The organism is Streptomyces sp. NBC_01546, from assembly GCF_045208355.1.
Classification (GTDB): domain Bacteria; phylum Actinomycetota; class Actinomycetes; order Streptomycetales; family Streptomycetaceae; genus Streptomyces.
Genome location: NZ_CP109379.1, coordinates 3,090,790 through 3,104,798, shown reverse-complemented (window position 1 = coordinate 3,104,798; position 14,009 = coordinate 3,090,790). Strand labels below are relative to the sequence as shown.

Below are 14,009 nucleotides of genomic sequence, written 5' to 3'. Positions count from 1 at the left end.
GCCCACCTGCCTGTCCCACCACCGGGGGAGTTGGAAGTACCCGTGAGCATCCATACCGAGCGCCCGATCTCGCTGACCGCGCCCAGCGGAATCGACCGTGCCGCGCACCACCGCCTCGACGAGGCCTGGCTGGCCGCCGCCTGGAGCCACCCGGCGACCCGCGTCTTCGTCGTCTCCGGCGGCCAGGTGCTGATCGACGACACCCCGGACGGGGGCACCGGCATCGTCATGACCCCGGCCTTCGAGGCCCCGGTCACCGAGACGCACCGCTATTTTCTGGGCACCGACGAGGACGGCGTACGGTACTTCGCGCTCCAGAAGGACTCGCTGCCGGGCCGCATGGACCAGTCGGCCCGCGCGGCCGGCCTGCGCGAGGCAGGACTGCTGCTGAACCCGCGCGACGCCGGGCTGATGGTGCACGCGGTGGCGCTGGAGAACTGGCAGCGGATGCACCGCTTCTGCTCCCGCTGCGGCGAGCGCACCGTGGTCGCGGCCGCCGGCCACATCCGCCGCTGCCCGGGCTGCGGCGCCGAGCACTACCCGCGCACCGACCCGGCCGTGATCATGCTGGTCACGGACGACCAGGACCGCGCGCTGCTGGGCCGCCAGGTGCACTGGCCGGAGGGCCGCTTCTCCACCCTCGCCGGGTTCGTGGAGCCGGGCGAGTCGATCGAGCAGTCCGTCGTCCGCGAGGTGTGGGAGGAGGCGGGCGTCAGGGTCGGCGAGGTCGAGTACGTGGCCAGCCAGCCGTGGCCGTTCCCGTACAGCCTGATGCTGGGCTTCACGGCCCGCGCCACCACCTCCGAGATCACGGTGGACGGCGAGGAGATCGAGGAGGCCCGCTGGTTCTCCCGCGACGACCTGCGCGCGGCGATCGAAGCGGGCGAGGTCCACCCCCCGGCGGGAGGCATCTCCATCGCCGCCCGCCTGGTCGAGCTCTGGTACGGCAAGCCGCTCCCGAAGCCCGGCCCCACCGCCTGACGCACGTCCTCCGGCAGACGCAGAAGGCCCCCGCCGAGGCGGGGGCCACTCTGTGTGCGGGGCGGATCAGACGGCGAGGGCCTGCTTGACCTGGGCCAGGCTCGGGTTCGTCATCACGGACTCGCTGCCCGTGACCGACTTCACGAGAACGGTGGGGACCGTCTGGTTGCCGCCGTTGGCCTTCTCCACGAACGCCGCGGACGCCGGGTCGAGCTCGATGTTGATCTCGTTGTACGCGATGCCTTCCCGGTCCAGCTGGGTCTTCAGCCGACGGCAGTAGCCGCACCAGGTCGTGCTGTACATCGTGACGGTGCCCGTGTCCTGCATGCTGCGCTCTCCTTCGTGGGGCCTCGGTGGTCCGAGTAGTCGAACGTACGGGACCCCCCGGCCATTCCCGTAAGTACGACGGATGCGGGTGGCCTGTGGACAGGTTTCCCGCCCGACCCACGAGACCTGGCAGCATGGCGGGGTGACAGCAGCAACGCACTCCTCATCGTTCCCGGGTGGCCCCGCCTCCGCCGACTCGGCAGACGCGGTGCTCCTGGGCCTGGACCCCGAGCAGCGCGAGGTCGCGACGACCCTGCGCGGGCCGGTGTGCGTGCTGGCGGGCGCCGGTACCGGCAAGACCCGCGCGATCACCCACCGCATCGCCTACGGGGTCCAGTCCGGCCAGCTCATGCCGGCCAGTGTGCTGGCCGTCACCTTCACCAACCGCGCCGCGGGAGAGATGCGCGGCCGCCTGCGCAATCTCGGCGCGGGCGGGGTCCAGGCCCGCACCTTCCACTCCGCCGCCCTGCGCCAGCTCCAGTACTTCTGGCCCAAGGCGGTCGGCGGGGACGTGCCCCGGCTGCTGGAGCGCAAGATCCAGTTCGTGGCCGAGGCCGGCGCGCGCTGCCGCATCCGCCTCGACCGGAACGAGCTGCGCGACGTCACCGGTGAGATCGAGTGGGCCAAGGTCACCCAGACCGTGCCCGCCGACTATCCGGCGGCCGCCCTCAAGTCGGGCCGCGAGGCACCGAGAGACCTGGCCGAGATCGCCCAGATCTACGGGACGTACGAGCAGCTCAAGCGCGACCGCGGGATGATCGACTTCGAGGACGTGCTGCTCCTGACCGTCGGCATCCTCCAGGACCGCCACGACATCGCCGAGCAGATCCGCACCCAGTACCAGCACTTCGTCGTCGACGAGTACCAGGACGTCAGCCCCCTCCAGCAGCGGCTGCTGGACCTGTGGCTCGGCGAGCGCGACAGCCTCTGCGTCGTCGGCGACGCCAGCCAGACGATCTACTCCTTCACCGGTGCCACCCCCGACCACCTGCTGAACTTCCGCACCCGCTACCCCCAGGCCACCGTGGTCAAGCTGGTCCGCGACTACCGGTCCACCCCCCAGGTGGTCCACCTCGCCAACGGGCTCCTGAACCAGGCCAAGGGCCGGGCCGCCGAGCACCGCCTCGAGCTGATCTCGCAGCGCGAGGCCGGCCCCGACCCGGTGTACGCCGAGTACCCCGACGAGCCCGCCGAGGCCGAGGGCGTGGCGCACCGGATCCGGGACCTGATCGCGGCGGGCGTCCCGGCCGGCGAGATCGCCGTGCTCTACCGCATCAACGCCCAGTCCGAGGTCTACGAGCAGGCCCTGGCCGACGCGGGGGTCCCGTACCAGCTGCGCGGAGCCGAGCGGTTCTTCGAGCGCCAGGAGGTCCAGAAGGCGATCCTCGCGCTGCGCGGGGCCGCCCGTTCCGGCGGGAACGACCCGCTGCTCGACGATGTCGTCGAGCTCGGCTCCCAGGTCCGGGCCGTGCTCAGCTCCACCGGCTGGACCACCGAGCCGCCGGCCGGCTCCGGCGCCGTGCGCGACCAGTGGGAATCGCTGGCCGCGCTGGTCCGGCTCGCCGAGGACTTCGCCCGCGCCCGGCCCGGTGCCACCCTGGCGGACCTCACGATCGAGCTGGAGGAGCGCAAGGCCGCCCAGCACGCCCCGACGGTCCAGGGCGTCACCCTGGCCTCGCTGCACGCGGCGAAGGGCCTGGAGTGGGACGCCGTGTTCCTCGTCGGCCTCACCGACGGCATGATGCCGATCACCTACGCCAAGACCGACGAGCAGGTGGAGGAGGAGCGCCGGCTGCTCTATGTCGGCGTCACCCGGGCGCGGTTGCACCTGGGTCTCTCCTGGGGGCTCTCGCGCGCTCCGGGCGGCCGGGCCTCCCGACGCCCCAGCCGCTTCCTGAACGGCCTGCGGCCGGGCTCCGTGGCCCCGGGAAGCGGGCCGGGCGGTGCGGCCGAGCGGTCGGCCCGCAAGCGCGGCCGCCGTGGGCCGGTGCTCTGCCGGGTCTGCGGCAAGACCCTGACCGAGGCGGGCGAGCTGAAACTGATGCGCTGCGAGGACTGCCCGTCCGACATGGACGAAGGGCTCTACGAGCGGCTGCGCGACTGGCGTGCGGGCCAGTCGAAGGAGCAGGGCCTGCCCGCCTACTGCGTCTTCACGGACAAGACGCTGATGGCGATCGCGGAGGCCGCGCCCTCCGAGGAGGGAGAGCTCTCGATGATCTCCGGCGTGGGTGGACGCAAGCTCGAGCGGTACGGAGCCGACGTGTTGGCCATCTGTGCAGGTCAAGAGCCTGAGGCCGCAGAATCTGACGACGCGTAGAAACTCGTCGGAAAAATAGTTTGCACATGCCCAGCGAATCCCCATAGGTTCTTAGCAACGGAAACGGTGGCTTCTCCGAAGCCCTGGATCCGTGCTGTACTTATCCGAATACGCATGGGACAGGCCCCCGGGCCCCGTCCCCGAGACGCCGAGAGGAGGCGAGACCAGTGACCAGCTTCATGACCTTCACCAAAATGACCGATCGCTCGGTTGCCGCCTCCTGCCTGCTCGGTTCCGTCTCCGTCCTGGGTACCGGTGTGTCCGCGATTTCCGCGGCCCGCCCCGCCCTCCTGGCGACCCTTCCGGGCAGCGTCAGCGAGCGCAATGAGCGACCGACCCAGGCACCGGTGGCAGTACTGGCAGCAGAAGCCCAGGCACATGGCGCCTATGGCTCCGCCGCCGCAGCCGGTGCCGGATCCCAGACGCAGACGAAGCAGACGAAGCACCAGCACCACCTGATGTGGGCCTTCCGCGGGCTCGAACCCTGGAGTGATCCAGCCTGATCGCATGATCTGGCCGGCGCCTTCAGGGCCGCGGAACCCCACCCGGGATCCGCGGCCCTTCTGTTTGTCCCCGAACGGGGGCGACGCAGCGAAGGAGCCTCGGGACTGGCAGAGCCAGTCGGTGTGAGGACAGCCCAGCCGAACCCGGCCGACCGGCCGGAACGACTAGCCGAACAAGACGAGGAAGAAACCACCGTGCAACTCGAAGCGCACGCCCCGTCCGTACCGCAGACCCAAACGATCTCCCCGCCCGCAGTCCCGGAGGACCACACCTTGACCCCGCTTACCGCGCTCTCCGCGCTCGACGACGCCATCGAGAACCTCGGCGTCCCGGTTCCCTGCCGCACCTTCGACCCCGAGGTCTTCTTCGCCGAGTCCCCGGCCGACGTCGAGTACGCCAAGTCCCTGTGCCGGACCTGCCCGCTGGTCGAGGCCTGCCTCGCCGGGGCGACCGAGCGCCGCGAGCCCTGGGGTGTCTGGGGTGGCGAGCTCTTCGTCCAGGGTGTCGTCGTCGCCCGCAAGCGTCCGCGTGGCCGCCCGCGCAAGAACCCGGTTGTCGCGGCATGACCGCCAACGGAACCATCGACCGCCCCCTCACGCACGACCCCCTGAAGCAGGCCCTCATGACCGCCCACTCCACGAGCGAGCAGCCGCACGGCTCCGCCCACGCAGACTTCATCACCGCCGGCGCGATCACCTCGCGTCAGAACAGGACCCGCGAAATGCAACTCATCCCAGAAGCCCTGGCTCGTGCCCATATGGACGACCGCATGCGTGAGGCGGACGCCGAGCGTCTCGCCGTGCGCCTGGTCGCCGCCCGCCGCATGCAGCGGCGAGCCGAGCGCGTCTCGCTGCGCGCCCGGCGTGCGCTGGCCATGGCCGTCATGCACTAAGAGCAAAGAAGAAGAAGTCCCGGGGGGACCGGTCCGAACGGACCGGTCCCCCCGGTGCGTTGCGAGGGCTGTCCACCCCGCACGGCGATATCGTCTGGAGGTGGACCAGCCGACTCCCCGCCCCGCCCAGTCGGGACCCGAGGCCCAGCCCGTCGTCTGCGCGCGCTGCGGTGCCCGGTCTCCCGACGGCGCCCCGATCACCTGGACCTGCTCGGTCGAGAACGGGACCAGACAGTACTTCTGCGTCGACTGCGCGCGCGCCAACCTCAGGTCGATCGAGGGCAGGCTCGACTCCTCCTGGTGGTGACGGACCCGCCCGTCACTCCCCGGCGGCGAACCCCGGCAGCCAGCTGTCCAGTTCGTCACGCAGCCGTACGGTCGCGCCCAGCTGGCACAGCACCCCGATGGTGCTCAGCGTCACCCGGTGGATCAGCAGGTACGAGGGCGGCAGGTTGATCTGCCGGCCCAACTGGTGCGCGGGGGAGCGGGGATCGGCGATCCGCGCCGCCTGACCGCGCAGCCACGGCCGGGTGAAGGTGAACTCCTCGGCCTCGGCGGGCTCGATGATCGGCTTCAGGTAGTCCAGCACCGCGTCGGGGGCCAGTTCGATGGACTCCTTCACGAACCCCTCGGCACACAGGTGCCCGTAGACCCCCTCGGCATCACCGTCCAGCGTCATCCGCAGCGACCTGCCGATGGGCTTGGGCCAGCCGCCGGGCAGCCGGTCCACCGTGCCGAAGTCCAGGACGCCCAGCTGCATCCGGCCGTCCGCCCCCGATATCAGCCGGAAGTTGCCCGGGTGCGGGTCCGCGTGCAGCAGCCCGGTCCGCGCGGGCCCGGAGAAGAGGAACCGGGCCAGCAACTGCCCGGCGCGGTCGCGCTCCTCCTGTGTGCCGTCGGCTATCACCTCCGACAGCGGCGTCCCTTCGAGCCACTCGGTCACCAGCACTTGGTCGCCCTGGTGCACGACGTCCGGCACGACGACATCGGGGTCGTCCACGAACGCGTCCGCGTGCGTCCGCTGGGCCTCGGCCTCCAGCTCGTAGTCGAGCTCCTCCGCGACCCGGTCGCGCAACTCCTTGATCAGCGGCTTGATCTCCATGCCGGGTATCAGCGGGCCCAGCAGCCCCGCGAACCGGCTCAGCTGCTTCAGGTCCGACAGCAGTGCCTCGCCGGCCCCCGGGTACTGGACCTTGACCGCCACCTGCCGGCCGTCGTGCCACACCGCCCGGTGCACCTGCCCGATCGAGGCCGCCGCGGCCGGCTTGTCCTCGAACTCCTCGAACAGGTCCCGCCAGTCCGCGCCCAGCCGGTCCGTGAGCACCTGGTGCACGGTGGCGGCGGGCAGCGGCGGGGCCGCCTCCTGAAGCTTGGTCAGCGCCGCCCGGTAGGGCCCCGCGACCTCCTCGGGCAGGGCCGACTCGAAGACCGACAGGGCCTGCCCGAACTTCATGGCGCCGCCCTTCAGCTCCCCGAGCGTGCGGAACAGCTGCTCGGCGGTGCGCTGCTGGAGCTCGCGCGCCACGATCTCCGCCGACTTGCCGCCGATCCGCTTGCCCAGCCCCCAGGTGGCCCGACCCGCGATGCCGAGCGGCAGCGCGGCCAGCTTGACGGTACGGGTGACCGCCTTCCGGGGAAGATCAGACATACGCCCCTCCATGTCCCAGACAGCTGCGCCGCAAGCGGCGGTTCGGGAATGCCCCTCCAACCCACGCATCCTGTCATGGCCCTCCCGGCGGATCTCCTCCCGATCCTTCTCCCGCCCCTTGCAGCGCCGCCCGGCGGCCCGCGCTCGCACCGCAGGGGCAGTCGGAGTGGGGCCGGAGCGGGGTGTGCTGCCAGTGGAGGCCCGGCAGGGCGGCCTCCCAGCGGGATGCCGTGGAAGCGGGCAGCTCGCCGTCGAGGAAGGACAGCGCGTGGGCCGCGGCCAGGCCCGCCACCGCCGTGGACAGCCCCAGGTCGCAGGCGGCGCCCGTTCGCCGGCGGTGGGCAGACCGCCACTGCACCAGCATCCTCGGCCAGGCGGGATCCTGGTCCACGCGGTCGCGCTCCATACACCCCGCGCATGCCGTCGCCCCGGGCAGCACCAGCGGCCCGACCAGCCCGGTGCCCTCCAACACCCCCGCGTACAAGTGGGGGATGCCCGTGGTGACCCAGTCGGCCGCGGTGTCCGGATCAGGGGCCCAGGCGTGCAGTCCGTCGCGCGGCGCGACCACCACCAGGGCGAGCCCCGGCTCCGGGCCCTCGCCCTCCCCGGCCCGCGGAGCGCGACCCGGGGCCGACTCGCGCACCAGTCCGCCCGCCGCCTCGGCCCGCAGCCGGCCCACGCTCCCGGGCCCGAGCCCGCCCGGCGCCACGTCCCCCGGTTCCACCCGGCCACCGTCGAGCACCTCGACCCCGCCCACGCCGGCCCCCGCCAGGACCGATGCGATCAACGCGCCCACCCGGCCGCTCCCGCGCACCTGGACCCGTATCGCCCGGCGCGCGGCGATGCCCCGTAAGTCCCCGCCCGGCTCTCGGTGCACCAGGGAGAGCGAGCCCAGATCGGGTCCCAGCCGCTCCAGGGTCTCCGGCCGCTTGCGCACGGCCTGGGCCCGCGGGCCGCCCGCCGTGGCGTCGTCGAGCAGCCCGGCCCCCGCCAGCCGCCGGACGACCTCGTCCGCCCGGCCCTCCGGCAGCCCCATTCCCGAGGCTTCGGCCCGCAACAGCTCCATCCGCCGCGTCCCGTCGATCCGGTCGATGAGCGTGCCCGTCGCCGTGTCGACCGGGCCGAGCACCACCGCGTGCGCGGGGGTCACCCCGAACTGCACCGTGTGCAGATCCCGCCACGCCCGGGCCAGCGCCGGCTTCACCTTCGGATACATGACCGTCCCCCTCGATTCCACGGGCGGCACTCGGGCCGCCGCCTTTCCGCTCCTCCGCAACACTGCCCGTCCGCCGCATACCGTGCAGGAATTTGTCCACAGGTGAGGCCTATTAGGCATATGAGATGGAGAAATGGTGCGCCCTGGATACCGACCGCGAATCGATCGTGTTCGAACCGCGGACGGGCGGGACTTCGGTGACGGGTTCCGGGTACCTTCGTGGCGTGTCCGCCGACCCACCGCAGCGCGCCGTCGAAGTCCGCCGGAGCGCGCGCCGCCGCAGGACCGTATCCGCCTATCGCGAGGGTGACCGTACGGTCGTCCTGATCCCTGCCCGGATGTCGGAGGCCGAGGAGCAGCGCTGGGTGGGCGTCATGCTCGACAAGCTGGCCGCCCAGGAGAGCAAGCGCACCCTCGGGGACGCGGAACTGACCGAGCGTGCCGAGCGTTTGTCCGAGCAGTTCTTCAGCGGCCGGGCTCGCCCCCGCTCCGTCCGCTGGGTGACCAACCAGAACACCCGCTGGGGCTCCTGCACCCCGGCCGAGGGCAGCATCCGGCTCTCGCACCGCCTCCAGGGAATGCCGGAGTACGTCGTCGACTACGTACTCCTGCACGAGCTGGCGCACCTCCTCGTGCCCGGCCACGGTCCCCGCTTCTGGGAGCTGCTGGAGGCGTATCCGCGGACCGAGCGGGCCCGCGGATACCTGGAGGGGATCGTCGCCGCCGAGCGCCTCCCGAAGGTTCCCGCCGCCCGGGACGAATAGCCCGGCTCCACCCGGGCTGTCACACACGGTGATATGTACCGGGTCGGTACCGACTTGGCCGGATGTCGGCCGTTGCCGTTAGCCTGAGCGGCACGCATTCACAGTCGGGATGGGGGACGGTCGTTACGTATGGCAAGGGAATTCCAACGGGGCCACAAGGCCAAGATCAGTGATCTGACGGCGGGCACCGATCTGTATGTGGGTGTCCAGATCGCCGGGCCCGGACTCACCTTCGACATCAGCTGCTTCGGCCTCGACGCGAACGAACAGCTGTCGGACGACCGCTACTTCGTCTTCTTCAACCAGCCGAAGTCGCCCGAGGAGTCCATCCAGCAGCTCGGCGCGCAGGCCGGTGACACGGAATCCTTCCGGGTGACCCTGGACCGCGTGCCGGCCTCCATCCACAAGCTGTCCTTCACCGCCACCATCGACGGCGCCGGCCAGATGTCGCAGATCGGCCCGGGCCACATCCGGATCGTGGCGGGCGGCGAAGAGGTCGTCCGGTACGCCTTCACGGGCGCGGAGTTCACCACCGAGCGGGCCGTGATGCTCGGCGACTTCTACCTCAAGGACGTGTGGCGCTTCGCCGCCGTCGGCCAGGGCTTCGACGGCGGACTCGACGCGCTGCTCAAGAACTTCGGCGGCGAGGTCGCCGAGGAGCAGCCGCAGCAGCAGGCACCGGCCGCCCAGGCCGGCGCCGCGCCCGGATTCGCCCCGCCCCCGCAGGCGGCCGCTCCGGCCCCGTCGTTCGGCGCCCCGGCCCAGGCCCCGCAGGCTCCGGCCCCGCAGGCCCCGGCTCCCGCGCCCTCCTTCGGCGCGCCGCCCGCCCCGGCCCCCGCGCCCGCCCCGCAGCCGCAGGCGTACCCGCAGCACAGCGCGCCCACCATGGCCGCGCCGATGGCCCCGCCGGCCCCCGCGCCCTACGGCCAGCCGCCCCAGCAGCCCTCGTACGGCCAGGTTCCGCCGCCCGCCCCGGCCCCCGCCCCCTACGGTCAGCAGCCGGGCTACGGGCAGGTCCCGGGCCAGCAGCCGCCCGCGTACGGGCAGGTCCCCGGGCAGCAGCCCGGGTACGCCCCGCAGGGCGCCGCCCCCGCCGGAGCCGGCCTCGCCGCCGCCCTCCAGCCGTACAAGGAAGCCCCCACGGGCGCCCGCTGGACCCCGCAGAACCAGCAGCTCATGCGCGTCGACCTGTCGATGGGCGGCCAGGCCGTCCTCGCCCGCCAGGGCAGCATGGTGCTCTACCAGGGCAAGGTCGACTTCAGCTACAAGGGCGCAGGCTTCGCCGGCCGCATCGTCGGCAACGCCACCGGCCAGGAGATGCAGCTCATGCGCTGCACCGGCCGAGGCCAGGTCTTCCTCGCCGAGAACGGTGCCCACCTGCACGCCATCGAGCTCCAGGGCGACGGAATCTGCGTCTCCGCCGAAAGCGTCCTCGCCTTCGACGAGTCGCTCCAGCACGAGGTCCGCCGCATCGAAGGCCACGGCATCCCGGGCGGCGCCCTGTTCACCATGCAGTTCCAGGGCACCGGCACGGTGATCGTCAAGACGCACGGCGTCCCGGTCGTCCTGCCCGTCACCCCGACCACCTTCGCGGACAGCAACGCCATCGTGGCGTGGTCGGCCGCCTCCCAGGTGATCATCTCCAGTCAGGTCCGGCTCCGGCGCAACGCCTACCCCGGCCACAGCGGGGAGACCGTGAACCTCCAGTTCCGCGGCGCTCCCGGCAACTTCATCGTCGTCCAGCCGTACGAGGTCTGAGGGAGCCCGACATGAACGCAATGAACCAGCAGCTCGCGGGCTACGCCCCGACCCCCGTCACGGCCCGCATGGAGAACCACGGCCGGGCCATGCTCAAGGTCGCCATGCAGAGCGGCCAGGACCTCTTCGCCCGCACCGGCTCGATGGTCGCCTACGAGGGCTTCGTGCAGTACGAGCCCAACCCGCCGGCCGTGCGCCAGATGGCCTCGCAGTGGCTCACCGGCGAAGGCGCCCCGCTGATGAAGTGCACCGGTGACGGCCTGCTCTACCTCGCCGACTACGGCGCCGACGTGGTCGTCATCAACCTCAACAACGACGCGCTCTCCGTCAACGGCACCAATCTGCTCGCCTTCGACGCCCACCTCCAGTGGGGCGTCGAGCGGGTCAAGGGCATGGCGAAGTTCGCCGGCCAGGGCCTGTTCAACGTGCAGGTCGCCGGCACCGGCTGGGTCGCGATCACCTCGCGCGGCACGCCGATCGTCGTCGACTGCGGCCGCGGCGAGGACGAGACGTACGTCGACCCGGACGCGCTCGTCGCCTGGTCGCCGAATCTCAAGGTCAAGGGCAAGCGCAGCTTCAAGGCCTCGTCGATGATCGGCCGGGGCAGCGGGGAGGCCTACCAGATGGCCTTCTCCGGCCAGGGCATCGTCGTCGTACAGCCCAGCGAGGACAGCACCGACCGGCTCCGGGCCCGGGGCTGAGGGGGAGCGGACACATCATGCAGAGCGCACTTTTCGCCCACGCCGAGGCGCAGTCCCAGGAGCGGTACGCCGTCCAGAACCCGCAGCTGCTGCGGGTCTCGCTGACCGGCCACGACGACGTACTCGCCCGCAAGGGCGCGATGGTCGCCTATCAGGGGATCGTCGACTTCGACGGCGAGTACCAGAGCACCAACCAGCGCACCGCCCGCGCCCGCACCGGCGAGGGCCTCGACCTCATGCGCTGCTCCGGGCAGGGCACGGTCTACCTGGCCAACCTCGCCCAGTACGTGCACGTCGTGGACGTGGACCAGGACGGCCTCACCGTCGACAGCAGCTACGTGCTGGCCCTGGACTCCACCCTGCACACCGAGGCCATCGCGGTGGACAGCCAGTACGGGATCTCCGGCTCGGGCAAGTACCAGCTCAACATCACCGGCCGCGGCAAGGTCGCCCTGATGACCTCCGGGCAGCCGCTGATGATGCAGGTCACGCCCGACAAGTACGTCAACGCCGACGCGGACGCCATCGTCGCCTGGTCCACCTCGCTGCGTGTGCAGATGCAGGCCCAGACGCACTCCACCGGAGTCTGGCGGCGGCGCGGCAACACCGGCGAGGGCTGGGAGCTGAGCTTCCTCGGCACCGGTTTCGCCCTCGTGCAGCCCAGTGAGGTGCTGCCCCCGCAGAACGCCCAGCTCGGCCAGGGCGCCGCCGCCCAGTTCGGCATGGGCCAGCACGGCTCGCACGCGCAGAACCAGAACAACGCCTGGAACTAGCCTTCCGGGGCACGGCGAAGGGGCGGCCCCGCGAGGGACCGCCCCTTTCGTCACACCAGGCTCGTCACACCAGGCTCGTCACACCGGGCTCACAGCCGGGCCAAGGTCGCCTCCAGCAGCCGTACGACCGAGGTGTCGGCCACCGCCGCCACCTCCTCGTACGGGAACCAGCGCAGGTCCAGGGACTCCTCGCTGATCTCCGCCACCGCCCCGGCCGGCGCCAGCGCCGCGTACTGCACGTCCAGGTGCCAGTTGCAGGGCGCCGGGATCGGATGCCGGTCCAGGCGCACCGGACCGCCGGGCAGCAGCTCCAGCCCGGACGCGATGCCGGACTCCTCGACGGCCTCGCGCAGCGCCGCATCGGCGAGGGTGGCGTCGCCGGGCTCGCAGTGGCCGCCCATCTGCAGCCAGATGCCCAGCTTCTTGTGCAGGGTCAGCAGTACCCGCCGCTGCTCGGGGTCGATCACCAGCGTGCTGCCCGTGACATGTCCGGCCTGGCAGGGCTTGTAGACCCCGTCCGGATGCGCGGCCAGGTGCTCCAGATAGACATCGCGCAGCTCGGGCTGGCCCTCGTAGCCCTTGAGTACGAGGACCGCGTCGTCGTGCAGGCTCACTTCTTCTCTTCGCCTTCGCCTTCGCCCTGCTCGGGCTTCTCCTGCTTCCCGGGCTTCCCGTGCTTCTCGGCGGCCTCGCCGAGCATCTTGTCGATCTCGGAGAAGTCCAGCTGCTCCCGGTGCACGAAGCCGTCCGGGTCGTCCAGGTCGGAGGCCGTCGGCAGCATGTCCGGGTGCTCCCACAGCCCGTCGCGGCCGTCCACACCGCGTGCGTCGGTGAGCGAGGCCCACAGCCGCGAGGCGTCGCGCAGCCGGCGCGGGCGCAGCTCCAGGCCGATCAGCGTCGCGAAGGTCTGCTCCGCCGGGCCGCCGGAGGCACGCCGCCGGCGCATGGTCTCGCGCATCGCGTCCGCCGAGGTCAGCCGGGGCTTCGCCGCCTCGTGCACCACCGCGTCGACCCAGCCCTCGACCAGCGCGAGCGCCGTCTCCAGGCGGGCCAGGGCGGCCTTCTGCTCGGGGGTGTCCTGGGGCTGGAACATGCCGCCCTGGAGGGCTTCCTGCAGCTGCTCCGGGTTCGACGGGTCCAGCTGCCCGACCACGTCCTCCAGCTTCGAGGTGTCGACCTTGATGCCGCGGGCGTAGCCCTCGACCGCGCCGAACAGGTGCGAGCGCAGCCACGGCACGTGCGCGAAGAGCCGCGCGTGGGCCGCCTCGCGCAGGGCCAGGTACAGCCGCACCTCCTCGGCGGGGACGCCCAGGTCCTTGCCGAAGCTCTCGATGTTCAGCGGCAGCAGGGCGGCCTTGCCGGCCGGACCCAGCGGCAGCCCGATGTCGGTGGAGCCGACGACCTCGCCCGCGAGCACGCCCACGGCCTGCCCGATCTGCTGGCCGAACATGGCCCCGCCCATGGAGCGCATCATCCCGAGCAGCGGGCCCGCCATGGCCTGCATCTCCTCCGGGAGCACCCCGCCCATGGCGGCGCCGACCCGCTCGGCGACCGGGTCCACGAGCTCCTTCCACACCGGGAGGGTGGCCTCCACCCACTCGGCGCGGCTCCACGCGACGGCCGTGGTGGCGCCCGAGGGCAGCGAGGTCACCCCGTCCAGCCAGTGGTCGGCCAGGCGCACGGCCTCCTCGACGGCGGACTTCTCGGCGACGCCGACGCTGGTGTCCTTCACGCCGTCCGACGTGCCCTGCGCCACGGTCTGGCGGGCGATGTCCTTGGCCATGTCCCAGTTCACGGGACCGCCCTCGTAGCTGAGCATCTGGCCGAGCTGCTGGAAGGCCGCACCGAGGTCGTTCGGGTTCATCGAACCGAACATCGCGGCGAACGGATTGTCCGCACCGCCCTCGCCGCCAGCGCCGCCCGGCAGGCTCATGCCCGGGAACCCGAACGGATTCGGGCCGCCCTGACCGCCCTGATTGCCCTTCTTCTTGCCCTCGTCGCCGTTTTCCGGCTCCTCCGGCGGAAGGCCGAATCCGAATGGGGTGTCACTCACGGGTTTCCTCGGCTCGTAGGGCCGCCGGCGGGAGCCGACGGGCAATGGTCCGACAACACCACCCAGCGTAGACAC

Annotated in this window: 15 protein-coding genes; 10 read left to right on the top strand and 5 right to left on the bottom strand. The window is 71.8% G+C overall.

Annotation, left to right across the window (positions count from 1 at the left end; all coding sequences use genetic code 11):
• Positions 1–30: 30 nt before the first annotated feature.
• Complete coding sequence (gene nudC, locus OHA89_RS13815; RefSeq protein WP_215148219.1) at positions 31–981, top strand: NAD(+) diphosphatase; 951 nt, start codon at positions 31–33, stop codon at positions 979–981.
• A 66-nt stretch (positions 982–1,047) separates the two neighbouring features.
• Here nudC and OHA89_RS13810 read toward each other — a convergent pair whose 3' ends face one another.
• Positions 1,048–1,308 (bottom strand): mycoredoxin, encoded by a 261-nt coding sequence (locus tag OHA89_RS13810; protein ID WP_215148221.1) that lies wholly within the window; start codon positions 1,306–1,308, stop codon positions 1,048–1,050.
• 82 nt (positions 1,309–1,390) lie between these two features.
• On the opposite strand from OHA89_RS13810, the gene OHA89_RS13805 reads away from it, so the two are divergent.
• The 5 genes from OHA89_RS13805 (at position 1,391) to OHA89_RS13785 (ending at position 5,328) form a co-directional block, all read left to right on the top strand.
• The gene (locus OHA89_RS13805; RefSeq protein ID WP_323186096.1) at positions 1,391–3,625 is read left to right on the top strand and encodes an ATP-dependent DNA helicase UvrD2; all 2,235 of its coding nucleotides are present in this window, start codon (positions 1,391–1,393) and stop codon (positions 3,623–3,625) included.
• A 167-nt stretch (positions 3,626–3,792) separates the two neighbouring features.
• A complete protein-coding gene (locus OHA89_RS13800) occupies positions 3,793–4,128 on the top strand; it encodes a hypothetical protein (protein WP_406366266.1) in 336 nt (111 codons plus the stop codon).
• Between the two features lie 195 nt (positions 4,129–4,323).
• Positions 4,324–4,695, top strand: a complete 372-nt coding sequence (locus tag OHA89_RS13795; protein ID WP_215148226.1) for a WhiB family transcriptional regulator — start codon at positions 4,324–4,326, stop codon at positions 4,693–4,695.
• Positions 4,692–5,021, top strand: a complete 330-nt coding sequence (locus OHA89_RS13790; RefSeq protein ID WP_215148227.1) for a hypothetical protein — start codon at positions 4,692–4,694, stop codon at positions 5,019–5,021. Before OHA89_RS13795 ends, OHA89_RS13790 begins: the two co-directional genes overlap by 4 nt.
• A 100-nt stretch (positions 5,022–5,121) precedes the next feature.
• Positions 5,122–5,328: a hypothetical protein gene (locus OHA89_RS13785; protein ID WP_215148229.1), complete on the top strand. Its 207-nt coding sequence runs from the start codon at positions 5,122–5,124 to the stop codon at positions 5,326–5,328.
• A 12-nt stretch (positions 5,329–5,340) separates the two neighbouring features.
• On the opposite strand, the gene OHA89_RS13780 is transcribed toward OHA89_RS13785, so the two are convergent.
• Positions 5,341–6,669 carry an AarF/ABC1/UbiB kinase family protein gene (locus OHA89_RS13780; protein WP_215148231.1) on the bottom strand — a complete coding sequence of 443 codons (1,329 nt, stop codon included), beginning with the start codon at positions 6,667–6,669 and terminating at the stop codon, positions 5,341–5,343.
• Positions 6,670–6,742: 73 nt separating this feature from the next.
• Positions 6,743–7,885, bottom strand: a complete 1,143-nt coding sequence (locus OHA89_RS13775) for a ThiF family adenylyltransferase (protein WP_215148233.1) — start codon at positions 7,883–7,885, stop codon at positions 6,743–6,745.
• A gap of 125 nt (positions 7,886–8,010) precedes the next feature.
• On the opposite strand from OHA89_RS13775, the gene OHA89_RS13770 reads away from it, so the two are divergent.
• From OHA89_RS13770 to OHA89_RS13755, 4 genes are all read left to right on the top strand, one after another.
• Positions 8,011–8,649, top strand: coding sequence for a M48 family metallopeptidase (locus OHA89_RS13770; protein ID WP_406366265.1), 639 nt, complete (start codon positions 8,011–8,013; stop codon positions 8,647–8,649).
• 129 nt (positions 8,650–8,778) lie between these two features.
• A complete protein-coding gene (locus OHA89_RS13765) occupies positions 8,779–10,407 on the top strand; it encodes a TerD family protein (RefSeq protein ID WP_266615083.1) in 1,629 nt (542 codons plus the stop codon).
• Between the two features lie 20 nt (positions 10,408–10,427).
• The gene (locus tag OHA89_RS13760; protein ID WP_215149254.1) at positions 10,428–11,108 is read left to right on the top strand and encodes an AIM24 family protein; all 681 of its coding nucleotides are present in this window, start codon (positions 10,428–10,430) and stop codon (positions 11,106–11,108) included.
• A gap of 17 nt (positions 11,109–11,125) precedes the next feature.
• Positions 11,126–11,881 (top strand): AIM24 family protein, encoded by a 756-nt coding sequence (locus OHA89_RS13755; protein ID WP_215149251.1) that lies wholly within the window; start codon positions 11,126–11,128, stop codon positions 11,879–11,881.
• 89 nt (positions 11,882–11,970) lie between these two features.
• Here the strand turns inward: OHA89_RS13755 and OHA89_RS13750 are convergent, their stop codons facing one another.
• Both OHA89_RS13750 and OHA89_RS13745 read right to left on the bottom strand, forming a co-directional pair.
• The gene (locus tag OHA89_RS13750; RefSeq protein ID WP_266615082.1) at positions 11,971–12,495 is read right to left on the bottom strand and encodes an NUDIX hydrolase; all 525 of its coding nucleotides are present in this window, start codon (positions 12,493–12,495) and stop codon (positions 11,971–11,973) included.
• Positions 12,492–13,934 (bottom strand): zinc-dependent metalloprotease, encoded by a 1,443-nt coding sequence (locus OHA89_RS13745; RefSeq protein ID WP_215149249.1) that lies wholly within the window; start codon positions 13,932–13,934, stop codon positions 12,492–12,494. The genes OHA89_RS13750 and OHA89_RS13745 overlap by 4 nt, the downstream gene beginning before the upstream one ends.
• Between the last annotated feature and the right edge of the window lie 75 nt (positions 13,935–14,009).